Origin of the sequence: Fictibacillus phosphorivorans (assembly GCF_007673525.1) — a bacterium.
Lineage (GTDB): Bacteria > Bacillota > Bacilli > Bacillales > Fictibacillaceae > Fictibacillus > Fictibacillus phosphorivorans_C.
The window spans coordinates 1310742-1335163 of sequence record NZ_VDZU01000001.1; the positions used below are offsets into that span (position 1 = coordinate 1310742).

The 24422-nt window shown below is 39.5% G+C and carries 22 protein-coding genes and 2 other annotated features; all 22 genes read left to right on the plus strand.

Annotated features, from left to right (window positions below; all coding sequences use genetic code 11):
• Position 1 precedes the first annotated feature (1 nt).
• Entirely contained in the window at positions 2-973 is a 972-nt protein-coding gene (gene hemB / locus FS458_RS06260) for a porphobilinogen synthase (protein ID WP_144698781.1), read from the plus strand.
• A 16-nt stretch (positions 974-989) separates the two neighbouring features.
• Complete coding sequence (hemL, locus tag FS458_RS06265) at positions 990-2276, plus strand: glutamate-1-semialdehyde 2,1-aminomutase (protein ID WP_144698783.1); 1287 nt, start codon at positions 990-992, stop codon at positions 2274-2276.
• Between the two features lie 147 nt (positions 2277-2423).
• A complete protein-coding gene (locus FS458_RS06270) occupies positions 2424-3995 on the plus strand; it encodes a LysM peptidoglycan-binding domain-containing protein (protein WP_144698785.1) in 1572 nt (523 codons plus the stop codon).
• A 14-nt stretch (positions 3996-4009) separates the two neighbouring features.
• Entirely contained in the window at positions 4010-4927 is a 918-nt protein-coding gene (locus FS458_RS06275) for a hypothetical protein (RefSeq protein WP_144698787.1), read from the plus strand.
• A complete protein-coding gene (gene ysxE / locus FS458_RS06280; RefSeq protein ID WP_144698789.1) occupies positions 4924-5997 on the plus strand; it encodes a spore coat protein YsxE in 1074 nt (357 codons plus the stop codon). Before FS458_RS06275 ends, ysxE begins: the two co-directional genes overlap by 4 nt.
• A 391-nt stretch (positions 5998-6388) precedes the next feature.
• Positions 6389-6611, plus strand: a binding site (T-box leader).
• 46 nt (positions 6612-6657) lie between these two features.
• Positions 6658-9306, plus strand: a complete 2649-nt coding sequence (locus FS458_RS06285; protein ID WP_144698791.1) for a valine--tRNA ligase — start codon at positions 6658-6660, stop codon at positions 9304-9306.
• A gap of 74 nt (positions 9307-9380) precedes the next feature.
• Positions 9381-10679, plus strand: a complete 1299-nt coding sequence (locus FS458_RS06290; RefSeq protein WP_260858484.1) for a bifunctional folylpolyglutamate synthase/dihydrofolate synthase — start codon at positions 9381-9383, stop codon at positions 10677-10679.
• A gap of 120 nt (positions 10680-10799) precedes the next feature.
• The gene (locus FS458_RS06295) at positions 10800-12509 is read left to right on the plus strand and encodes a GGDEF domain-containing protein (RefSeq protein ID WP_144698794.1); all 1710 of its coding nucleotides are present in this window, start codon (positions 10800-10802) and stop codon (positions 12507-12509) included.
• Between the two features lie 110 nt (positions 12510-12619).
• Positions 12620-13615, plus strand: a complete 996-nt coding sequence (locus FS458_RS06300) for an SPOR domain-containing protein (protein ID WP_144698796.1) — start codon at positions 12620-12622, stop codon at positions 13613-13615.
• Between the two features lie 456 nt (positions 13616-14071).
• Positions 14072-14662, plus strand: a complete 591-nt coding sequence (locus FS458_RS06305; RefSeq protein ID WP_144698798.1) for a Maf family protein — start codon at positions 14072-14074, stop codon at positions 14660-14662.
• A 32-nt stretch (positions 14663-14694) separates the two neighbouring features.
• The gene (gene radC / locus FS458_RS06310; protein ID WP_144703339.1) at positions 14695-15366 is read left to right on the plus strand and encodes a RadC family protein; all 672 of its coding nucleotides are present in this window, start codon (positions 14695-14697) and stop codon (positions 15364-15366) included.
• A gap of 72 nt (positions 15367-15438) precedes the next feature.
• Positions 15439-16476, plus strand: a complete 1038-nt coding sequence (locus FS458_RS06315; protein ID WP_137788747.1) for a rod shape-determining protein — start codon at positions 15439-15441, stop codon at positions 16474-16476.
• A 14-nt stretch (positions 16477-16490) separates the two neighbouring features.
• Positions 16491-17363 carry a rod shape-determining protein MreC gene (gene mreC / locus FS458_RS06320; protein WP_066396538.1) on the plus strand — a complete coding sequence of 291 codons (873 nt, stop codon included), beginning with the start codon at positions 16491-16493 and terminating at the stop codon, positions 17361-17363.
• Entirely contained in the window at positions 17360-17881 is a 522-nt protein-coding gene (gene mreD / locus FS458_RS06325; protein ID WP_144698800.1) for a rod shape-determining protein MreD, read from the plus strand. The genes mreC and mreD overlap by 4 nt, the downstream gene beginning before the upstream one ends.
• A 63-nt stretch (positions 17882-17944) precedes the next feature.
• Complete coding sequence (gene minC, locus FS458_RS06330; protein WP_144698802.1) at positions 17945-18622, plus strand: septum site-determining protein MinC; 678 nt, start codon at positions 17945-17947, stop codon at positions 18620-18622.
• 15 nt (positions 18623-18637) lie between these two features.
• A complete protein-coding gene (minD, locus tag FS458_RS06335) occupies positions 18638-19432 on the plus strand; it encodes a septum site-determining protein MinD (RefSeq protein WP_066396533.1) in 795 nt (264 codons plus the stop codon).
• A gap of 684 nt (positions 19433-20116) precedes the next feature.
• Positions 20117-20848, plus strand: a complete 732-nt coding sequence (locus tag FS458_RS06340) for a M23 family metallopeptidase (RefSeq protein ID WP_186320468.1) — start codon at positions 20117-20119, stop codon at positions 20846-20848.
• Positions 20841-21692, plus strand: a complete 852-nt coding sequence (locus FS458_RS06345) for a site-2 protease family protein (protein WP_144698806.1) — start codon at positions 20841-20843, stop codon at positions 21690-21692. The genes FS458_RS06340 and FS458_RS06345 overlap by 8 nt, the downstream gene beginning before the upstream one ends.
• A 42-nt stretch (positions 21693-21734) precedes the next feature.
• Positions 21735-23210 carry an Rne/Rng family ribonuclease gene (locus FS458_RS06350; protein ID WP_144698808.1) on the plus strand — a complete coding sequence of 492 codons (1476 nt, stop codon included), beginning with the start codon at positions 21735-21737 and terminating at the stop codon, positions 23208-23210.
• A gap of 46 nt (positions 23211-23256) precedes the next feature.
• Positions 23257-23329, plus strand: a sequence feature (ribosomal protein L21 leader region).
• 14 nt (positions 23330-23343) lie between these two features.
• Positions 23344-23652, plus strand: a complete 309-nt coding sequence (gene rplU, locus FS458_RS06355; protein ID WP_066396525.1) for a 50S ribosomal protein L21 — start codon at positions 23344-23346, stop codon at positions 23650-23652.
• Between the two features lie 5 nt (positions 23653-23657).
• Positions 23658-24011, plus strand: coding sequence for a ribosomal-processing cysteine protease Prp (locus FS458_RS06360; RefSeq protein ID WP_144698810.1), 354 nt, complete (start codon positions 23658-23660; stop codon positions 24009-24011).
• Positions 24004-24294 carry a 50S ribosomal protein L27 gene (rpmA, locus tag FS458_RS06365; RefSeq protein ID WP_066239506.1) on the plus strand — a complete coding sequence of 97 codons (291 nt, stop codon included), beginning with the start codon at positions 24004-24006 and terminating at the stop codon, positions 24292-24294. The genes FS458_RS06360 and rpmA overlap by 8 nt, the downstream gene beginning before the upstream one ends.
• Positions 24295-24422: the final 128 nt, after the last annotated feature.

The window sequence follows — 24422 nt, forward strand, 5'->3', positions numbered from 1 at the left end:
TATGAATTTTCAGCGTCATCGTCGTTTAAGAAAATCAGCATCCATGCGTTCACTAGTACGTGAAACGCATCTTCATGTTTCAGATTTTATCTATCCATTGTTCTTTGTCGAAGGAGAGAACATTAAAAAAGAAGTCCCTTCTATGCCGGGTGTGTATCACCTATCATTAGATCTTCTTCAAGAAGAGGTAAAAGAAATCGAAAGCCTTGGCATTCAGTCTATTATTGTTTTTGGTGTGCCAGCTGAAAAAGACGATTGCGGAAGTTCAGCTTATGATCATAATGGAATCGTACAAAAAGCCATCTCACAAATTAAAGAAGTTGCTCCATCACTAACTGTCATTGCAGATACTTGTTTATGCCAATTTACAGACCATGGACACTGTGGCGTGATCGAAAATGGTGAAGTGTTGAACGATGAAACGTTGACTTTGCTCGCAAAGACAGCTGTATCCCAGGCAAAAGCTGGAGCAGATATCATCGCACCTTCAAACATGATGGATGGTTTTGTTGCAGCGATCAGACAAGGGCTTGACGAAGCTGGATTCTATGATGTTCCGATCATGTCTTATGCAGTAAAATATGCATCATCCTTCTATGGTCCGTTCCGTGATGCAGCGCATAGCACACCACAGTTCGGGGATAGAAAAACGTACCAGATGGATCCGGCTAACCGACTTGAAGCACTACGAGAGGCAGAATCAGATGTTGCTGAAGGCGCTGATTTCTTAATGGTTAAGCCAGCTCTTTCTTACCTAGATATTCTAAGAGAATTAAAAGACAGATATCCCCTTCCACTAGTAGCATACAACGTGAGTGGAGAGTACTCCATGATCAAAGCGGCTGCTATGAACGGATGGGTAGACGAGAAGAGTATCGTACTTGAGAAACTGATATCTATGAAACGAGCAGGAGCAGACTTGATTATTACGTATTTTGCCAAAGATGCTGCAAGATGGCTGAATGAAAAATAAGGAAAGAGGTGTTGGTATGAGAAGCTTTGAAAAATCAATTGCTGCTTTTCAAGAAGCAAAAGATGTTATGCCTGGAGGAGTTAACAGTCCTGTACGTGCATTTAAATCTGTAAAGATGGATCCTGTGTTTATGGAACGCGGAAAAGGATCTAAGATTTATGATATCGATGGTAATGAATATATCGATTATGTTTTGTCATGGGGACCATTAATCCTTGGACATGCTGACGATCAAGTAGTAGAGGCGCTTAAGCGAACGGCTGAACTGGGAACAAGTTTTGGTGCGCCTAATGAAATGGAAACAAAACTTGCAAAGCTTGTGATCGACCGTGTCCCTTCAATTGAAGTCGTGCGAATGGTTAACTCTGGTACAGAAGCGACGATGAGTGCTCTTCGTTTAGCTCGAGGATACACAGGACGAAGCAAAATCGTTAAATTTGAAGGGTGTTATCATGGACATGGGGACTCCTTATTGATCAAAGCAGGTTCTGGTGTTGCGACGCTTGGTCTGCCTGATTCTCCAGGTGTTCCAGAAGGCATCGCACAGAATACGATCACGGTTCCATACAATGATCTAGAGAGCTTACAAGTAGCTTTTGATCAATTTGGAGAAGATATCGCTTGTGTGATTGTTGAACCTGTCGCAGGTAACATGGGTGTAGTTCCTCCGCAAAAAGGGTTCTTAGAAGGCATTCGTAAAATGACTGAACAACATGGTTCTCTATTGATTTTTGACGAAGTAATGACAGGCTTCCGAGTAGATTATGAATGTGCACAAGGTTATTTTGGAGTAACACCTGACCTAACATGTTTAGGAAAAGTAATAGGTGGAGGTCTGCCTGTTGGCGCATATGGCGGGAAACGAGAAATCATGGAACAGATCGCGCCAAGCGGACCGATCTATCAGGCAGGAACGTTATCAGGAAATCCTCTAGCGATGGCTGCAGGTTATGCTACACTTTCGCAACTTACAAAAGAGAGTTACACATATTTTCAAAAACTTGGAGATCAATTAGCTAACGGAATATCTGAAGCTGCTGAGCATTACGGAGTGGCACATACGATCAACCGTGCAGGAAGCATGATCGGTTTCTTCTTCACGAATCAAGATGTTATCAATTACGAAACAGCTAAGCAATCCAATTTAGATCACTTTAACGCTTGCTTTAAAACGATGCTTCAAGAAGGGATCTCGCTGCCTCCGTCACAATTTGAAGGATTATTCTTATCTACTGCTCATACAGAGGGAGATATTAATAAAACCATCGCAGCGTTCAAAAAGGCTTTTTCACAATTAAAATAGTCATGTTTATTGTAGCGTCCGCTTACTTTTAGCGGACGCTATTTTTGTTTTTTATGGACCTCTTATCTAATAAAAATCATATTTCGTCCTGTTCATTCATACACCTATATTGTATAACTATATGCAACCTGAAAGGAGGAGAAGGGCATGAGTCAATCGAAGCTGCGTTTCTCCATTGAGGAGTCTGTTTGGCTAAAGAAGGGACAGGAAGTAGCTGAAGTTTTGTCGATGTCACTAGATCCTGAGATTCAAATCACTGAGGAAGCCGGACAGGTTTATATCAAGGGAGCCCTTATTTTAAATGGCAGATACCGGTCAGAAAAACAAGACCAGAATGAGGGTGTAACAGATCAGAATACGCTCTCTGAGAGCATGTCTTACCGCTCTCTTACTCAGCTGAATGTAGCAGAAGATGGGATGACAGAACTTGTGCACCGTTTTCCAGTCGATATCACCATTCCGTCTTATCGTGTAGAAGATTCAAATGAGGTAAAAGTGGAAGTTGAATCGTTTGAATATGAACTTCCAAACTCAACTTGCTTTGAACTTTCTGCATCGATTTGTATTTATGGGATTAAAGATGAGAAGCAGCGTCAAGAAAGTCCTGCATATGATCTTCCAAAAGAAGCGGTTCGAACAAGTGCCGTAGAAGAAAAATCATTGCAGAAAGAAGAAAAACAAGATATTTTTACTCCTTTCCAGTTTGAGGCACGTCAAAGTGGCGGTGTACCTTCACAGTCTTCACATCTTAATGAATTTGCAGCTAGGTTTGATGAGAAGGAAGCTGACGTTCGTGCAGAAAAGTCAACACCGTTTGAATTTAAGCCGCACTTTGAGGCACAGGATGATCGAACGATGGAAGCTACATTCGATTCTTTAAAAGCTATTGCTTTCTCAATGAACGATACAAGAAATAATGATTCTTCATCTTTAGAAACGGCTGATTCAGATGAAGAGCATTCAGAATTTTATGGAGAAGTAGAAGAGATGGAAGAAAATAATGAAACAGAAGCTTATGATCATGTAGAAGGTGATTATGAGAGCTATGATGCTTCTTATCAAGAAGCTGAAGATTCACAATCAAACTATCCTCAATACGATCAAACTTATCAAGATACGAATAGACCTTACACCTACAATCCCTATCAGCAACACGAAGCTTACCAGCAACAAACGTCATACCAGAATCAAGGTGGATATCAGCAAGAAGAGGAGTACCACCAACAAGAAACATACCACCAACAAGAAACTTATCAGCAACAAGATGCTTATCAACAGCAATCCAATCAGTATGGAAATTATCAATATCAGCAAAATGCATCACAACGTCCTTCATACGAATATGGAGAGCAATCGTATGAAGCTGAGCAAGAATACGAGATTGTGAACTACAATGAAGCAGAAGAAGATCAAGAAAACTCTTATGAATCCTACGATACGAGTTATGAAGAATATGAGGCTGAAGCAGAACCGATGCAAATGAATAAGGAGCGGGAGGAACCTAAAGATGAAAATGCTCTTTATTTAACAAAGATGCTTTCTGCTAAAGAAGACCGTTTTTCCAAGATGAAAATGTATATTCTTCAACGAGGAGATTCTTTAGAACATATCTGTGAGAGATATGATATCTCATTGAATACACTCATGCGTATGAATCAACTGCAACAAGGTGAGGTGTCCGAGGGGCAGATCATATATATCCCAGTCAGTTCACGTTAAGTCGAGGTGATATTATGGAGCTGATCAACACCTTAGAAAAAGAATATGAACTTTATGGGATACGGTGGAAAGAAAGACCGTATCTGATCATGACTGATTATGGTGAAAAACGAATTCGTTATTGGAGTGAAAAAGACAATCTAAATTGGCACATTAGATGGCGCGATGAGTCCTCGAAAGGCTCTAGCGCCGTGCCAGATCGTATGATTCGTACTAAAAGCGGTGAAGCTGCCATAAAATATGGAAACAGGTGGCTTACTGTTCATGATCATACAAAAGAATGGTATGGATGTGAAGATATAGAACGTTGGGGGCAATTCATTGGTACGTTGCTAAATACGGCTATGTCTTCGGATAACCAAGATGTTTTTGTGAAACAAACCAGACAGCCTGTTTTTGATCTGAATCAGTGTATAACGCGCGCTCAAAAGTATTTAGAAGCGAACTTCCAATGTATGGTTACAAGTATAAATGAGAGTAAACAACGATTGGAATTTTCTCATGCTATCAAAAATAACGTGAGAAATCATCCATTGCCCGTTCTTGATGGAGAGTTAAGTATAAAGAATGGAAGGAAAATCTTTCACTTCTTATTTTATCAAGGCAGTGAAGCTTTACCCATTAAGGGATATCTGCCACTTCGTAAGTTTTTAGTTGAGTGGCTCGAACAAACTTCAACCTCTTCATTAAAATTTTTGTTAACGGAGGTGAATAAGCATTTTTCTTTGGAAAGTGAGCAAGGATTATTACTTTTAGCTGAGGTGGTTACACCTTGGGAACTGTATGACTGTCTAGATCAACTTGATAACAGCTCACTTGAAAGAATGATAGACGGCTTGAAGAAATATGAAGTTTGCTGGGAAAGTAATCGAACATTGGTCAAAACAGTAACTGAATGGTTTGATGAAAAAAGAAGGAAGGTGGCCCTATGACAACGGAAAAAGATACATTAAATTACGGGCCCGTCCTTTTTCATTATGATCTATTTCCCGAGAAGTTAGAGCAGCATGGGAAGGTTAAGAAGGTCATAACGAAAAGGGGTACATTTGCACTGAAAGAAGCAGAGATGACAGAGGACGAAAGAAGCTGGTTTACGCATGTGATTCAGCGTCTCTCTGAGATTGGTTTTCATCAGGTCGTTCCTCTCTATCCAACTAAGTTTGGTGATTATACGGTTCAGTTAGGATCTAGAACGTATTATCTAATGCCATGGTTTGCGTCTGATGAAAGAAATGAGAGAGCGAAAGACGAGGTTCTTATCGATCATTTAGGAAAGATCCATGCGTTAACACTGAAAGAGCAGGACTTTTCGAATGAAGTGGTCGAACATTCTTATCAGTATCTCATGAACAGGTGGGAAAATAGGCAATATGAGATGGAGAGATTTACAGAAGAAGCAGAACAGAAAACGTATATGTCTCCCTTTGAACTAACCTATCTCAGTCACTTTCATCAAATTATGAGAATGACAGAAGAAGCAAAAAGGAGATTAAAAGAGTGGTATGAAACGTGTCAAAGAGAAAAACGTTACCGGAGCGTACTTTGTCACGGGAAGGTTTCAAGAAATCACTTAATCTTTAACCCAACTGGGGAAGGTCATCTACTCAATTTTGAAAAAGCCGTTCTGGATACACCGATCAGAGATTTAGCGGTATATTTTCGAAGGGCGGCTCATCAAAAAGAATGGACTCCTGAAGAAGGAAAATCGTTATTAGATCTGTATGAAAAACATGTACCGTTGCTAAACGAAGAAAGAGGATTATTAATTAGTTATTTATCTTATCCTGAACCTGTGTTTAATGCAGTGGATCTCTATTGCATGAAACGCAACGATTATTCTCAAATTGAAATGGTGCATAGGCTTGAGAGCAGAATAAGAGCGATGAAGAAAATCCGGGATTTCTGTGATGCGATTATGATGGCTCCACCACCTGCACCAATGGAACCAACAGATTCAATTCCAACAAAAATTCACATAAATGATGATGGAGATCACATATAGCGACTATATGTGATCTTTTTTTAATTTTTTAAAGAACATCATAAGCGAAACACACATGGAGGATGACTAAGGTTAAAAGGATGATAAAATCAACAGCAGATGGAAATAGTATCGTCCTTAAAAGCTGAAAGACAATAAGTGGCGCAGTCAATTGTCCGATTGTTTGCTTGAGGGTGATAAACCACCCCGGAAAACGTGTTTTTCGAAAATATTTTCTAGACAAGACAAGCCCTCCAATCGCCCATTTTTTATACTTTATGCAGCAATATGATTAATGTGAAAGACAGGCTGTCACGATAGAAGTGTCAAAAGCATAGAATAACTTTTACAAGTTACGGCAATACTATTGACTAAAAACAGATAAGTTGTATAAAATATATTCAGATTCTATATTGTCGCGTAGACAGGGAATAGTACAACATAACACCTTTTAGAGAGAGGATTCATCTGCTGAAAGAATCCTTAAGGATAGTTAGTTGGAAGTCGCCCTTGAGCATCTTCTCTGAAACTAGAAGTAAGAGAAGACGGTCCATCCGTTATTCATGAGTGTACAGCAAGTTTATTTAGACTTGCCGTAAATAAAGGTGGTACCGCGGAGTCCTTTCGTCCTTTTTGACGAGAGGGCTTTTTTGTTTTTTAGAAATAAAGGAGGAGAATAGAATGACGAACGAACAGAAAGAACTGACGATGCCAACGAAATACGATCCGAAGGCTACAGAAGAAAATCGTTATGATTTTTGGTTAAAAGGCAAATTTTTTGAAGCAAAGAGTGAGGAAGGGAAACAGCCGTATACGATTGTAATCCCACCTCCTAACGTAACAGGAAAACTACACCTCGGCCATGCATGGGACACAACGCTTCAAGATATCTTAACGCGAACGAAACGTATGCAAGGATTCGATGTTCTATGGCTGCCTGGGATGGACCATGCTGGTATTGCAACACAAGCGAAAGTAGAAGGGAAGCTTCGTGAAGAAGGGATATCTCGATACGACTTAGGCCGTGAAAAGTTCTTAGAGAAGTCTTGGGAATGGAAAGAAGAGTATGCAGAGTTCATTCGTAAGCAATGGGCAAAACTAGGACTCGGTTTAGATTATTCTCGTGAACGGTTCACTTTAGATGAGGGATTGTCTGAAGCTGTTAAAGAAGTTTTCGTTACGCTTTATGAAAAAGGCTTAATCTACCGCGGTGAATATATCATCAACTGGGATCCGAAGACGAAAACTGCTCTTTCTGATATTGAAGTTATCCACCAAGATGTTCAAGGTGCGTTCTATCATATGAAATATCCACTAGCAGATGGGTCTGGACATATCGAAGTAGCTACAACTCGTCCTGAGACAATGCTTGGTGATACAGCGATCGCTGTACATCCAAAAGATGAGCGTTATCAGCATCTAATAGGTAAGAAAGCGATTCTGCCAATCGTTGGACGTGAGATCGAAATTGTTGGAGATGATTATGTTGATATGGAATTTGGTTCAGGCGCTGTAAAAATTACACCTGCGCATGATCCGAATGACTTTGAAATCGGAAACAGACACAACCTTGAGCGTATCCTTGTAATGGATGAAGGCGGTCAGATGAACGACAATGCTGGTGCTTACCAAGGACTAGACCGGTTTGAGTGTAGAAAGCAGATTGTTAAAGATCTTCAGGAGCAAGGTGTATTGTTCAAGATCGAAGAGCATATTCATTCTGTTGGTCACTCTGAGCGTAGTGGAGCAGTTGTTGAACCATATCTTTCAACACAATGGTTTGTTAAGATGCAGCCGTTAGCAGATGAAGCGATCAAGCTTCAAAAAGGTGAAGATAAGATCAATTTTGTTCCTGATCGTTTCGAGAATACGTATATGCGTTGGATAGAAAACATTCGTGACTGGTGTATCTCTCGTCAACTTTGGTGGGGTCACCGAATCCCTGCATGGTTCCACAAAGAAACGGGAGAGATCTATGTTGGTAAGACAGAACCGAAAGATCCGGAAAATTGGGAGCAGGATACAGATGTTCTAGACACGTGGTTCTCATCTGCTCTATGGCCGTTCTCAACGATGGGTTGGCCTGATGAGGAAGCGGCTGATTACAAGCGCTACTTCCCAGGGAACGTACTAGTAACAGGTTACGATATCATTACGTTCTGGGTTTCAAGAATGGTCTTCCAATCGATCGAGTTTACGGAACAAAAGCCGTTTAATGATGTACTGATTCACGGTCTCGTTCGTGACTCCGAAGGAAGAAAGATGAGTAAATCACTCGGCAATGGTGTTGACCCGATGGATGTTATCGAGAAGTATGGCGCGGATGCATTGCGTTTCTTCTTATCTACAGGAAGTTCACCAGGAAACGACCTTCGTTTTTATTGGGAAAAAGTAGAGTCTACTTGGAACTTTGCTAATAAGATCTGGAACGCATCTCGTTTCGCATTGATGAACATGGATGGCATGCAATACGATGAGATTGATCTAAGCGGAAAAAAATCGTTAGCAGATCAATGGATTCTGACTCGATTAAATGAGACGACAGAAGGTATCACACGTTTGATCGATGCTTACGAATTCGGTGAAGTGGGACGCCTGCTCTATAACTTTATCTGGGATGACCTATGTGATTGGTACATTGAAATGGCGAAACTTCCACTCTATGGGGAAGACGAGGAAGCGAAGAAAACAACTCGTTCTGTTCTAGCTCACGTGTTAGACCAAACGTTAAGATTGCTTCATCCTTTCATGCCATTTATTACAGAAGAAATCTGGCAGCACTTGCCTCATAAAGGTGAATCGATCACGATTGCTGCTTGGCCAGAAAAGCGCGAAGACCTTCATTTCCCTGAAGCAGCAAAAGAATTTGCGCTAATTACTGAAGTGATCCGTTCAGTTCGTAACATTCGTTCTGAAATGAACGTTGCACCTAGTAAGCCGATCGAACTGCAGATCAAACCAAAAAATAAAGAAATTCTTACAGCTCTTGAATCAAATCGTCACTATTTAGTTCGTTTCTGTAACCCTGGTGAACTCATCATCTCAGATGAAATCTCAGCACCTGAGAAGAGCATGAGCACGATTTTAACAGGTTTAGAAATGTACCTTCCACTTGAAGGGTTATTAAATATTGATGAAGAAATTAAAAGACTTGAAAAAGAAGCAGAAAAATACGCGAAAGAAGTAGAACGCGTACAGAAAAAATTAAGCAATGAAGGATTTATGAAGAAGGCACCTGAAAAGGTAATAGAAGAAGAGCGTGCAAAAGAAGCGGATTATCAAGAGAAATATGATAACGTATTGGCACGTATTAAAGAACTTCAAAGCTAACCATCATCAATATGAGGCGAATCCTTATTTTAGCAGGGATTCGCCTTCTTTATGATTAGAAAGGCGGAATTAACTTGAATTCTTACAAGGAAGCTCTAGAGTGGATTCATAGCTTGTTGACATTTGGAATCAAACCAGGCTTGAAACGAGTGGAATGGCTCCTAGAACGAACAGGCAATCCGGAAAAGAAGATAACGTGTATACATATTGCAGGCACGAACGGTAAGGGTTCAACTGTAGAATATATAAGAAGTATCATGAATGAAGCGGGTTATTCAGTAGGTACATTTACATCTCCTTATCTCATTTCCTTCAATGAGAGAGTATCGCTGAACAGAATCCCTATTTCAGATGAAGAGTTGCTTCATTATGCAAGGATTGTAAAACCGCTCGTTGAAGAAGTTGTTATAACGGATTTAGGTAGCCCTACTGAGTTTGAAGTGATTACCGTGATTTCACTGCTTTATTTCGCTGATAAACAACCTGATATCGTTGTATACGAAACGGGACTTGGAGGTCTATACGATTCTACTAACGTGATAACGCCTATTCTAAGCCTCATCACAAATATAGGGTTTGATCATATGGGCATACTCGGTGAAACGCTTAAGGAGATAGCCTTTCAAAAGGCTGGGATCATCAAGCAGGATGTACCCGTTATTACAACAGCAGACCAAACTGAAGCACGTGAAGTAATCGATCGTAAAGCGAAGGAAATGAATGCAGAGAACTACTTTTTAGATCGTGATTTTTCTGTTGTGCACCTTGAGAGTGCACATAGTGGGGAAAGGTTTCTTTATACAGATTCTGAAGATCATAGAGGTATTGAACTGGAGATTTCTATGATGGGAACGCACCAGATCAAGAATGCAGGATTAGCGGTTGCAGCTGTTAGGTTCTTAACAAGAGCTCATAGATTCGAAGTTTCGCTCTCTACGATAAAGGATGGACTTCGTAAAGCAAATTGGGCTGGAAGATTTGAAAAAGTATCACATTCACCCGATATAATCATTGACGGAGCTCATAACGAACAAGGTGTTGCTGCTCTTAAACAAACTCTGAACAATCATTATGGAGAAAAGCGAATCTTTCTTTTGTTTGCGGCTTTAGAGGATAAGGCATATGCAACGATGTTGCAGGACTTAGTCAGTGTCGTTTACGAAGCATGTTTTACTTCCTTTGATTTTCCAAGAGCAGCATCTGCAGAACAATTATTAAGAGAAAGTCCATTGGAAAATTCATATAGCATCTCTTCTTGGAGAGAAGCATTGCGACATCTACAAGAGCAATTACAGGAAGATGATGTTCTCGTTATTACAGGATCGCTATACTTTATTTCAGAAATCAGAAAAACATTTACAAATTTGGAATAACATTTATTGTAATTTTTAGAACTTTTGATAAAATAAAAGATAATGAATTTGTCCTAGTAAAAAAGATGTGTATTTTAAACATTTCTTATTTGGAAGGGGGACAAGGTGGTGGCGACTCGTATGGCAAATAGAAAAAAACGTATGATTCTTACAGTGGCTTGGATTTTCTTATTCCCACTCGCGATTTGGACGGCTGTTCAGATGACGAGTAATCAGCCTGATATCAATGTAATCGATCTTGGTATTATAAGCTTTTTAGCGATCGTTGTATCTTGTTTCCCTATTAAAGTAATGGATACGAACATCTCTTTTATGTCAGGTATCAATCTAGCCGTATTCTTATATTACGGATTAACAGTTGCCTTATATGTAACACTCTTAGCGTTAATCGCGATGTTTATCTCATTGAAACTTCATGTTATAAAAGAATATTACAGATATATGGCGAACACCCTCATGTTTTCGTGGTTAATTATCTGCGAAAGCACTGTCTTTCATCTCTTAGGAGGTGAAGTGGGACCGTTTGCAGGAGATGAATCTATTAATCTGATCCCTGTAGTCGCTTATGTATTAACGGGATTAGTCTTAAATCACGTTGGTCTTTACTTCATCGTAAAAGTACTATACGAAGAAGATGTTGCTTTTTTTGAGCGTGATGCAGTTTGGGACTTCGTATCAGAAGTTCTAGCTATTCCTGTGGGTCTCATGTTATATGTTCTATACTCTCAACTGGGGCGGCCTGGAATCTTCTATGTCGGTCTACCATTTCTTTCATTATCTATCATTATTAATCTCTATCATGTTAGTCAACAGATTAACGATGCTCTTCAAAAAGCGAGTGAGATCGGACAGCAGCTTTCTGAACATTTGAAGGTAAACCATATACTAGATGTTTTTATAGAAAGACTAATCGGTTTTATGAATGTTGATTTTGCATTTATATATGATGCAGATGCGGGGGAAAATCTAAAGATCATACGTCAATACGAAAGTGAAGAAGGTATTCTCACCACAGTTCCTATTAAGAAGCATGAAGCGATCAGTGGGAGAGTATGGTCTACAGGAAAAAGTATACGTTATAGCAAATTGAAGCCATGGCGAAAGATATCGGATACTTTCTTTCAAGGAAAAGCACAATCTGTACTATCAGTGCCTATGATCAGAAATCAAAAGATCGTTGGTATTATCACCTTTGCATCAAAAGAAAAACACGCATTTCAGAAGCATCACCTTATCATACTTGAGATCTTAGCAAACTATTTAGCAGTAGCGATCGATAATGCAAGAAACTACGAATCCACTAAGTTAAAAAGTGAGCAATGTCCTTTAACGGGTTTATATAACTACCGATATTTCGAGAACATTCTAACCGAAATGTACCAAAACTATGAATATTTTAGAAAGCAGTTCTCAATTATCTTATTGGATATCGATCACTTCAAAAAAGTAAATGATACATATGGTCATCAAAGTGGAAATGAAGTATTGATCCTCTTAGCAAGAAGGCTAGAAGAATTTATCGGTGATCGAGGAACAGTTGCAAGATATGGTGGAGAAGAGTTTATCATCTTGCTGCCTGAATCAGGAGATAGAGCGGGTATCCAATTAGCTGAACAGCTTCGTTCTGTTATTTCAGATCAAGGATTCGATATACATAATGACCTCACCGACCAATGTAGACATACTATCTATATAACTGCAAGTATCGGTGTTGCAACTGCTCCTCATCAAGGGGAAGATGCACTCACATTAGTAAGAAACGCAGATCGTGCCATGTATACAGGTGCAAAGCAACAAGGAAGAAATAAAGTTGCCGCTTATATCGGTTAAAGGATCTAGGGAGTATAACCCCTAGATTTTTTTATGTTCCTACCTTTTTCTTGTTCTATTAAAACGAAAAAAGCATATGTTTTAGTAGATGATAGAGAGGAGCGGATGAAATGAAACAAGAGATATCCATCTTGATCAATGGTAAAGAAACGAACTATAGTGAAGACCAAACACCTGTTAACGAGCAACCCGTTCATAATGATGAGGTTGCTGCTGCCATCGAGGAAGTGAACAGAGGAGGATATACGATCCTGGCAACTTCTCTCAAGAAACGTGAAAACTTTTTCAAAAGAAAGAACGGACATGTGATAAACAAGAGGACAAGCTTCCTTGTTCCGAACAGTGGGAAAGGCTTTCCTAAGCAAATTGTTGCAGCAATAATGGGGGCTATCGTTACGGGAACCATATTAGGGATATTAGTCTTAACGGTATTCTCTTCCGATATCACGGAAGCTGGAGATAAAGTGACCGAAACATCAGCAGTTGCTACAGAAAAAATAGCTGATTCTAGTAAATCTGTAACGATTAGACCGATCAAATTAGATTTTTCCGCACTGCAAGCGGGGGTCTTCTCTTCAAAGGATCGAGCTGAAAGTGTTGTAAAATCCATAGAAGAGAAAGGATTCTCAGCAGTTGTTTTTAAATCTGAAGAGAAGTATTCTGTTATCGTTGGCATTGGAAATGAGAAGCATCAATTAGATAAATTTAATGAAGCTTATCAAAAAGAAATGGATAAGCCACTCTTTAAATCGCTCTCTTTTTCATTCGATCAATTAAAAACACCAACAAAGCTAGATGAAACCTATTTTACGAATGGTCAGATTCTACTTCAAAATACACTCACCCTTTCTCAGATGCCAGAAGCAAGTGGGTCTGGTCTTGATCGGACACTTAGTGATTTTAATAAGTGGAAAGAGTATGGAAAAGGGCAAAAAGGCAAGTGGAGTGAAAGTACAACGAAAGCAGCATCAGATTTTGAAAAGCAGCTTGAAGGTGCTTTTCTGGCGTTAAAGGATTCAAAAAAGGGAGAACTGAACTGGGCTTTTCAGCAAAAAGTAATGGATAGCCTGCAGTCATACACGAAGCTACTTGAAACATTAAAATAAAAGGGCTGTTTCCATAAACTTTGTTGCTTTTGGGAGGAGTTAATTTCCTTTCCAGTTGTTCGTTTTCCGTGGGGCAGGCGGTGGGCCACATCCGTACGTTTCACTCTTAAGTGTCTCACCTGTCAAAGGAGACACGGCTTTGAAAGCAACAATATTTAAAAATAGAAGAAAAGAAACTAAAAAAATTAGGTATGCCTCAATTCTTGAGTCATACCTTTTTTAGTGTCTGACAAGTTTGGGTGTGATCGTGTAAAACGTAATGTGTTGATTGATAGCTTTTAAGAATTTTGTCGGAATTCGTCAATGAATTTAATCATTTGCCCACATAAAATCCGGTAAAGAACCGAAAAACTAATAGAAGTATGTTTTTCGGCGTAATTTGTCTAATTTTAACAAGTTTGCTATTGTAAATCTGTACGTAACTATACACCAAAGAATTAGATGAAAGGTGATTACATGAAACGCCTCATATTAGCCTCTGCTTCACCTCGAAGATATGAACTTCTGTCATTAACGCTTCTTCCATTTGAAACGTATCCAAGTACACTTGAAGAAAAAATGGATCTTTCCCTTACTCCAAGTCGATTGGTTGAATCACTGGCTGAACAGAAAGCTGCTGACATTTTTACTCAAAAACCAGATTGTGTGGTCTTAGGTGCAGATACAATTGTATCTTATCAGAATAATCGTCTTGGCAAACCGAAGGATCGGATTGAAGCTGCCGAAATGTTAAGGATGCTCTCAGGTCAAACACATGATGTTTACACGGGAGTCTGTTTAATAGATCAAACAAAAAAATTGATTTTCTCTGTTAAGACAAGTGTTACTTTCTACACTTTAGATGAAAATACGATTGATTGGTATTTAAACACCGGTGAACCATTTGATAAAGCTGGCAGTTATGGAATCCAAGGGTCTGGATCGCTATTAGTTGAAAAAATCGATGGTGATTACTTCAATGTTGTAGGTTTACCGATTTCTAAGGTGGTTCGATCACTAAAAGATTTCGGATTTTCATTCACCGAGTCAGTCACGAAGACTGAATAATAGGGGGGACGTAAGTGGTCACAAAGCCGCTTATGATAAAAGATTACCCATTACAGGAGAGGCCGCGAGAAAGACTTTTAAATGATGGTCCTGAAGCGCTCTCCAACTATGAATTGTTAGCTATTCTTTTAAGAACGGGTACGAAGCAAATGTCGGCTATCCAGCTTGCCCATCATATCATTCAGCAATTTGAAGGATTAAGGCAGCTAAAAGAAGCAACAATTGGTGAATTGAAAGAGATCAACGGTATAGGATCTGCAAAAGCAGTGGAACTGATGGCTGCTATCGAGCTTGGAAAACGTATCAGCCGTCTTCAGTTTGAAGAAAGGTACACGATACGTTCACCTGAAGATGGAGCTCGATATCTAATGGATGAACTGCGTTTTTTACAGCAAGAACACTTCGTTTGTTTGTATTTAAACACTAAAAATCAAGTGCTTTATAAAAAAACAGTATTTATAGGAAGTCTGAATACCTCTATTGTACATCCACGAGAAGTATTTAAAGAAGGCTTTAAACGCTCTAGTGCTTCAATCATCTGCTTTCATAATCATCCGAGCGGTGATCCTGCTCCTAGCAGGGAAGATATTGAAGTAACAAAAAGATTAGTAGAGTGCGGAAAGATGTTGGGAATTGAAGTGTTAGATCACATCATAATCGGTGATCAAAGATACGTAAGTTTAAAAGAAAAAGGATATGTTTAACATTGTCTTTTGTTTCTTTTTTAGCGTATAATCAAACTTATGAGTTTTGCTTGATGAAAGGAGTCTACATAAATGTTTGGTGGATTTTCAAGAGATTTAGGAATTGATTTAGGAACTGCAAACACACTTGTTTACGTGAAGGGCAAGGGTGTTGTTGTGCGTGAACCTTCCGTTGTTGCTTTGCGTACTGACACAGGTTCAATTGAAGCAGTAGGTAATGCTGCTAAGAATATGATTGGACGTACTCCTGGTAATATCGTTGCCGTACGACCAATGAAAGATGGAGTTATTGCTGATTTTGAAACAACAGCTACAATGATGAAATATTTTATTCAGCAAGCCCAAAAAAACCGCTCTGTTTTCGCACGTAAACCTTATGTGATGGTCTGCGTACCATCAGGAATTACTGCAGTTGAAAAACGAGCTGTAGAAGATGCGACTAAACAAGCCGGGGCTCGTGAAGCTTATACGATTGAAGAACCTTTTGCTGCAGCAATTGGTGCAGATCTTCCTGTATGGGAGCCAACAGGAAGCATGGTCGTTGATATCGGTGGAGGTACGACTGAAGTTGCAATTATTTCACTAGGTGGAATTGTTACAAGCCAGTCAATCCGAATTGCTGGTGATGAAATGGATGACGCAATCATCGCATATATTAAGAAGACTTATAATCTTATGATTGGTGAAAGAACAGCTGAAACACTTAAACTAGAAGTCGGTTCAGCTGGTGCGCCTGATGGTATCGAGGATATGGACATCCGCGGTAGAGATTTGTTGACAGGTCTTCCAAAAACGATTACGATTACGGCGGAAGAAGTTTCCAGTGCGTTGCGTGATACTGTTAATAGCATCATGGATGCTGTTAAAGTAACTCTTGAGAAAACACCACCTGAACTTGCTGCTGACATTATGGATCGTGGTATTGTTCTAACTGGTGGAGGTGCTTTATTAAGAAACTTGGATAAAGTAATCAGTGAAGAGACGAAGATGCCTGTTATCGTGGCTGAGAACGCGTTGGATTGTGTAGCAGTTGGGACTGGCCGTGCGCTTGAAAACCTGCACCTTTTTAAATCCAAGGCTGGTATAACTTCTAGATCTAAATCCAAGTAAGTAGGTGTATTTTCATGCCACATTTTTTTTCGAATAAACGCCTTATCATTCTATTAGTCAGTATTATTATTCTAGTAGCTCTGATTGGTTTTTCGATGAAAAAAAGGGAAAGCCTAACCTTACCTGAACAGTTTTTAAAAGATTCTGCAGGACTAACACAAACGATTTTCTATAAACCCGCTAATACACTAGCGGGTTTCTTTGAGAATTTAGCTGAAATGAAGCAGCTCTACAAAGAGAATCAAATGTTAAAAGCTAGGTTAGATGAGTACGCAAAACTTTATGTACAGTATGAGGAAGCTAAAAAAACAAACGAAACACTTAAAGCACAATTAGACAAAGAAGAAGATCTCACCGATTTTAAAGTGAGAGAAGCGACTGTGATCGGCCGTTCCCCTGACCAATGGAATCAATTTATTTACATTAATAAAGGGGAAAAAGATGGTATTAAACCAAAGATGGCAGTCATTTCACCGCAAGGATTTATTGGAAAAGTTACAAATGTGTCCTTGTTCCAATCAACGGTTCAGTTGATCAGTGATAATGATCGTACGAATCGTTTCTCTGCCATCGTTCAAGGTGAGAAGAATATCTTTGGAACGATCGAAGGTTATGATGCAAAAAAACAGGCGTTAGTGTTTAAAAAGATACCTGTAGATGCAAAGATCAAGAAAGGCCAAAAGGTCATTACTTCTGGTCTTGGGGATGTCTTTCCGCCCAACCTGCTCATCGGAGAAGTTATTGATATTGAACCAGATGAAGTTGGCCTAACGCAAACGGCTTATTTAAAGCCTTCAGCAGATCTTTATGATATTGATCATGTGATGGTGCTTGAACGTGAAATGCCTGCAGTGGATGAAAGTTTAAGAGAAAAGGAGGAAGAATGATGAAAAAAGTCTTTCTTCCTTTTCTTATCTATTTAGCTTTTATAAGTGAAAGCTCTTTAGTACAAGCTTTCTTGCCTCAGGATAATAGTATGGATTGGCAGCTGGTTCCTCGTTTTTCAATGGTATTAATCTTGTTTGTTGCCATATATGTAAACACGACATACGGACTTTTGTATGGTCTTGCTTTCGGTCTGCTAACTGACCTTTTGTATACAGACATCATTGGTGTGTATTTGTTTTCAATGGCTGCTACAGCATACATTACATCAATTTTTTCAAGATATTTATTTGGGAACTTGATCGTGACTTTGCTTCTGTCCGTAGTAGGGGTTTCCATTTTAGAGTTTTTTGTATACGGTTTGAACAGTCTTATAGGGATCAGTACTCAGATGTTAGATGTATTCCTGTATAAAAGATTGTTGCCTACCCTCATCTTAAACGGTTTCTTTGCGATACTCATTTATTATCCGTTTGTAAAGCAGTTGAACCAAATAAAGGATACTCTAAAAGAAAACTAACTTCTGCAAAGAGGAATTTAGACCTAGCTGTCGAATGTTAGTACGTTGAGGTGAACAATGGCAATGGTACAAAAACTCCAGCACAACGTTACAATTAAAGGAACAAAAGACGGCCTCGTTTTATTGTTGGATGATAAGTGTTCCTTCGATCTATTAGTCGAGGAGCTTAATGATAAATTAACCGCCGGAAGCAGCCAGATGTTAAACGGCCCTGTCATATCCGTTAAAGTAAAAGCAGGGAATCGTTATTTGACAGCTGAACAAAAAGAGAAATTAATAGAAGTTCTTAAACAAAAAGAAAATCTTAACTTAGATCATATTGAATCAGAGGTTATCACGAAAGCTGAAGCCGAAGAGATGAGAAAAGATGCTCAAGTTGTAACTGTTTCAAAAGTCGTCAGATCAGGTCAGGTGCTTGATATTCAAGGAGACCTGCTTCTGATTGGCGACGTTAATCCGGGAGCAACAGTTATGGCAACAGGAAACATTTATATTCTTGGTTCGCTAAAAGGGATCGCTCACTGCGGCACGAAAGGCAACGAAGAAGCGATCATTGCAGCATCCGTAATGAAACCTTCTCAACTCAGGATTGCTCACCATATTAATAGAGCGCCAGACTCTTATCCCGAACTAGGAAATGAGATGGAGTTTGCTTACATATCCAATGAAGAAAAACAGATTCGTATTGATCGAATCAGTGCTGTTCATCGACTAAGACCGAAACTGAACAGTTTGCTATAGAAAGGGGAATGAAGCATGGGAGAAGCGATAGTCATAACGTCTGGGAAAGGTGGAGTCGGTAAAACGACGACTTCTGCCAATTTAGGTACTGCTCTAGCTCTTTCTGGAAAAAAAGTTTGTCTTGTAGATACAGATATCGGGTTGAGAAACTTGGATGTATTGATGGGACTTGAGAATCGCATCATCTATGATCTTGTTGATGTTGCAGAAGAACGCTGCAAGCTTAAACAAGCATTAATAAAAGATAAGCGCTTTGAGTGTTTGTACCTGCTCCCAGCAGCTCAAACAAAAGATAAATCTTCCATTACCCCTGAACAAGTTAAAAAGATCGTTCAGGAATTAAAGCAAGATTATGATTATGTGATTATTGACTGTCCTGCAGGTATTGAACAAGGTTTCAAGAATGCCATTGCAGGTGCAGATAAATCAATTGTTGTAACGAACCCTGAAACTGCTTCTATGCGTGATGCTGACCGCATTATCGGGCTATTAGAGCAGGAGGATATGGAACCGCCTAAACTTATTGTGAATCGTCTTCGTAATCATCTTGCCAAGAACGGTGATATGTTAGATGTTGATGAGATCGTCTCGGTACTTTCCATCGAACTCCTTGGAGTCGTGATTGACGATGAGAACGTGATCAAAGCTGCGAACAAAGGTGAACCCGTTGCGTTACAGCCTGACTCGAAGGCTTCAATTGCGTACCGCAATATCGCTAGAAGAATTTTAGGTGAGTCTGTTCCACTTCTATCTTTAGAAGAAGACAAAGGTTTCTTTGGAAAGATCAAAACATTATTAGGTATGAAATAAGCATCGGCTTCGCGCTGATGCTTTTTTTCTTGGCTTTATTGCTCTGTAGATTTTGAAAGCTGTTGATTTCCATTTCAGGATGCTCGCTTTCCGCGGGGTGATCGGTGAGCCACTTGCCGCTTTGCGCCTCTAAGTGTCTCACCTGACCGCTCGTCCCGCAGGAGTCTCGCACCTTACACTCCAATCACCTTGTCAAAGATGTTTTTTTAAAAACTTTTTAACACATGCTTTGTTGTTTCTAAATGCTGATTTACTTTTCATGATGCTTGTTTTTAAACCTTGAGCCATCTCGGATTTAGGTGTGGAAAAGCATCTGTGCTCCCAAACCCACAAGAGAGAGCTTTCTTTTCGCATACCCTATGAGAAGCTAGAAAAGTGGTGTTGCACTATATATCGTCCATTCAAGTTGACTCAAGAAGTTTTGTTTTTTTTGCTACATTTGCAAGTTGATTGGAGCGGAAGGTTGCCGACTCCTATGGGACGAGCGCTCAGGTGGAGACTCCTAACGGCGCGAAGCGGCAGGAGGCTCACCGGTCGCCCCATGGAAAGCGCGCAACCTGGAGCGGAAATCAACTTACTCTCAATAACGATTTATCTGAAGCAGTAATCTTCTAGACCATTTACTCATATCTCCAACGGACAAGTCATAGGATGTACATATATGAGAAAAATGGAGGAACGGTTATGAAAAATAGAGCAGATGAAATCCGGAAGAAGTACGGTAATATTTCTAAGAACGGCAGTTCAAAAGAAAGTAGTAGCTCGGTTATCCCATCCAGGGACGTACCGGAAAAATCTCATCCTCTATTCAACCGTCATGCTATGTTAATGCAGATCATGTTTTCTATTATCTTATTCTTAATTGTAGGAATCGCTTTTAAGAATAATAATGATCATACCGTACAAGCACAAAAGTTTATCAAGCACGTCTATCAAGATGAGTTTCAGTTTGCGGCAGCAAAAGATTGGTATGAAGATAAGTTCGGAAAACCATTAGCTTTATTTCCAAAAGATAAGCTACAGAAAGAGAAGAAAACGGAAGAAGTCAGTGAAGTATTTGCTGTTCCCGCAGATGGAAAGGTGTATGAGACGTTCAGTACGAACGGCAAAGGAATCGTGATAGAAACGGGCAAAGAAGAAGCTGTTGAAACATCGAAAAGTGGTTACATTGTTTATGCTGGAAAAAAAGAAGACTTGGGTTATACCGTAATCATTCAACACTCGGATGAACAAGAATCGTGGTATGGAGAACTTAAAGAGATTGATAAATCCATAAAGCTATACAATTATGTAGAAAGCGGTACACGATTGGGTAAAGTATCCGGAAGTAAAGATGGGAAGTCGGGTAAATTTTACTTTGCGATTAAAAAAGACAAGAGTTTTATAGATCCTAGCAAGGTGATTGATATTGATTAAAATAATAATGGAATTCATACGAAAAATAAAGATTAATCCTGCCTTTTGGGTTGTCATTTTCGGTGCAGTCTATACGGGGCATTTTAGGGAGATTATCGTATGGTTTTTCGTCGTTCTTATTCATGAGATGGGTCATTTTGCTGGTGCCCGTCTTTTTAATTGGAGAGTTTCAAGAATAGATCTACTTCCTTTCGGCGGCGCTGCCGTAGTTGAAGAACATGGAACACGCCCGATTCACGAAGAAGTTTGGGTAGCGGTTCTTGGCCCGTTACAGCATATTTGGCTTACGGGAGTCGCCTATATCTTAAGTCAAGCTAACCTTATCTCTCCTGATGATTTTTATTGGTTTTTTCTTTTAAACCTAACCCTATTTTTATTTAACCTTCTTCCAATTTGGCCACTCGATGGTGGAAAGATAATATTTGCACTTGTATCGAAATGGCTTCCATACAAAGATGCACAACAGAAATTTTTAATAGGTTCTGGTGCTTTGTTGGTAATCGGCAGCGCATGGCAGCTTTCTTTACAACCTTCACATTTGAACCTTTGGGTAATCTGTCTTTTCTTAGGCTTAGCTCATATTTTGGAATGGCGCAGCAGACATTATGTATTTATGCGGTTCTTGTTGAACAGAATGCAGCAATCAAACATAAAAGGTACCCGTACGATTATCGTACCTCCAACATGGTCGCTTTCAAAAGTTACTCATCACTTGGTAAAAGGAGTTACGCATTCTATCGTCATTAAAAATTTTAATCTTACAACGATCAATGAAAAGCAACTTTTAGAAGCTTATTTTCATAATCATTCTCCTGAGTGTGCAATCGGAAAAGTTTTTCGTTAGAATAGAATACAGAGCGAAAAACAGGGAGACGTGAATGGAACAATGCAGCGTGTATTAATCAATGCAGTAGGAATGGAGAAACGTACAGCGTTAATAGAGAATGAAAAACTTATAGAATGTGCAGTGCATAGACCGACTAAAAGTCCATTAACAGGAAACATCTATAAAGGAAAAGTTCAAAAGGTATTGCCTGGCATGCAAGCAGTGTTTGTAGATATAGGAACTAGCAAGAACGGCTTTCTTCATAAAGACGATTTGCCAATTTATCAACAGCTTTCTGGCGAGGAACAAAAGAAAGTATCCATCTCAAGCCTTATAAAAGAAGGGGAATCGATACTTGTTCAAGTCGTTAAAGAAGAGACTGGAGATAAAGGTGCCAAATTAACAGCTCTTATCTCGTTTACAGGCCATCTGCTCGTCTATTTTCCATTCACTCCTAACGTTGGAATTTCAAAAAAGATAAAAGAATCTCAGCGCGCGAAGCTGCAAGACTGGGGAAATTCTGTTACAAGTGATCAAGAAGGCTTAATCATTCGCACAGGTTGCGAAGATTTTCCTGAGCGAGAAATGAATCAAGAGCTTAAACGTCTTAGAAGACAATTGAATGAAGTACAAAAATACTCAGATGGTAAAAAAGCACCTGCTCTAATCGTACAACCTCATTTTTTTTATCCGCTTTTAGAGAGGTGGCTTAATCATCACGTAGAAGAAATTATAGTAGATGATTATGAAACGTATCAGCATGTCAAAGAATATGCAGCTTCCTATCAAAAACCATATTCTGTTAAGCTGTATAATGAAAAAGAGCCACTTTTCCGTAAATTTGGAATCGACACAGACATTGAAAAAACACTTTCGCCGCTAGTATGGTTAAAGAATGGGTCTTCACTTTATTTTAATGTGACGGAAGCACTGACGGCGATTGATGTGAATACCGGTAAGTTCACCGGAAAAAAAGATCGGTCTAAGACTGTTGTTGAGGCAAATAAGATAGCTGCAAAAGAAATAATGAAACAGCTTCGATTACGTAATATTGCAGGCATGATCGTAATTGATTTTATTACGATGCAATCAAATGAAGACAAAGAACAAATCAACAAGGTTATGCGAGACGCATTAAAGAATGATTCTACTACCATGATTTTGCATGGTTTTACGAAAATGGGCTTGTTTGAGATGACTAGAAAAAAAGAAAGACCTTCATTACTTGAGACTCTTGCTACTAGGTTCGATCGCCATATGATGGATGGGTATATCCTGCGCCCAGAAACGTTTTATTATGAGATGGATCGTATAATGAAAGAATACACATACGAAGATGATGAGGCTTTATGGATGGAAGTGCCTCAACACTTTTCTGAATGGTTGAAGAAGAATCCTGACAAGCTGAAACAATTAGAGAAACAGCATGACATTAAAGTGATCGTAACTATCGGTTCATCAAACCGAGAAATGGCAGTCAGACAATCAGGAAAAATAGATGAAATAAGAAGCAGGATGTTGAAAGATTCACATTGACATGAGGGTGCCAAACATGGTATCCTTTTTTCGTTAGTGTTTGGAGCACCCGCTCCAACCGCACAGACCAGGTTTTAAGTATTTTATATACACCTGGGATGGCGAGTCTGAGTATAAGAGGAGGTGCACGTTGATGTACGCAATTATTCAAACTGGTGGTAAGCAAGTTCGAGTTGAAGAAGGTCAAGCGATCTATGTTGAAAAACTAGATGTTGAAGCTGGAGCGTCAGTAACATTCGAGGATGTATTGATGGTAGGTGGAGATAGCTTGAAAGTAGGAGCTCCTTTAGTTGAAGGTGCTACAGTTACGGCAACAGTTGAAAAACATGGCCGTGGCGAAAAAGTGGTTGTCTACAAGTTTAAGGCGAAGAAGAACTACCGTCGTAAGCAAGGACACCGTCAACCATACACAAAAGTTGTGATTGAAAAAATTAACGGGTAATTCTCATGATTCTAGTTTCTATATACAGGAACAAAGATCAAGACATACTTTCGTTTACGATGGAAGGACATGCTGACTATGCTCCACATGGCCAAGACTTGGTTTGTGCAGCAGCTACAGCGGTGTCGTTCGGTACGATCAATGCGATAGAAAAGCTTTGCGGCTATGAGCCAGAAGTGACTACTCATGAAGATGGTGGTTTTCTAACGTTAACCGTACCGGGTAATCTCAATGATTCTATACATCAGAAAACACAGTGGCTTTTGGAAGGCATGGTTGTATCCCTTGCTTCAATTGAAGAAGGATACAGCGACTATATAAAATTGACTGAACATGAAGGAGGTGCAACGAATGCTTAAATTAAACCTTCAATACTTTGCCTCTAAAAAAGGGGTAGGTAGCACAAAGAATGGTCGTGACTCACAGTCTAAGCGTCTAGGCGCTAAGCGTGCTGATGGACAATTCGTTTCTGGTGGTTCAATTCTTTACCGTCAACGTGGTACTAAGATCTATCCTGGTACAAACGTAGGTAAAGGCGGAGATGACACACTATTTGCTAAGGTAGACGGAGTTGTACGTTTCGAACGTTATGGCCGTGACCGCAAAAAGGTAAGTGTTTACCCAATCGCGCAAGAAGCGTAAGAGGGAGATGAAAACTCTAACCAGATTGGTTAGAGTTTTTTCTTTGCTTTGTGAGAGTATTAAGTACTGCGCTAAATTTGTTGGTGTAAGGTATAGCCCTATTAAAAGGAAAGGCTAGGAGTGCGATG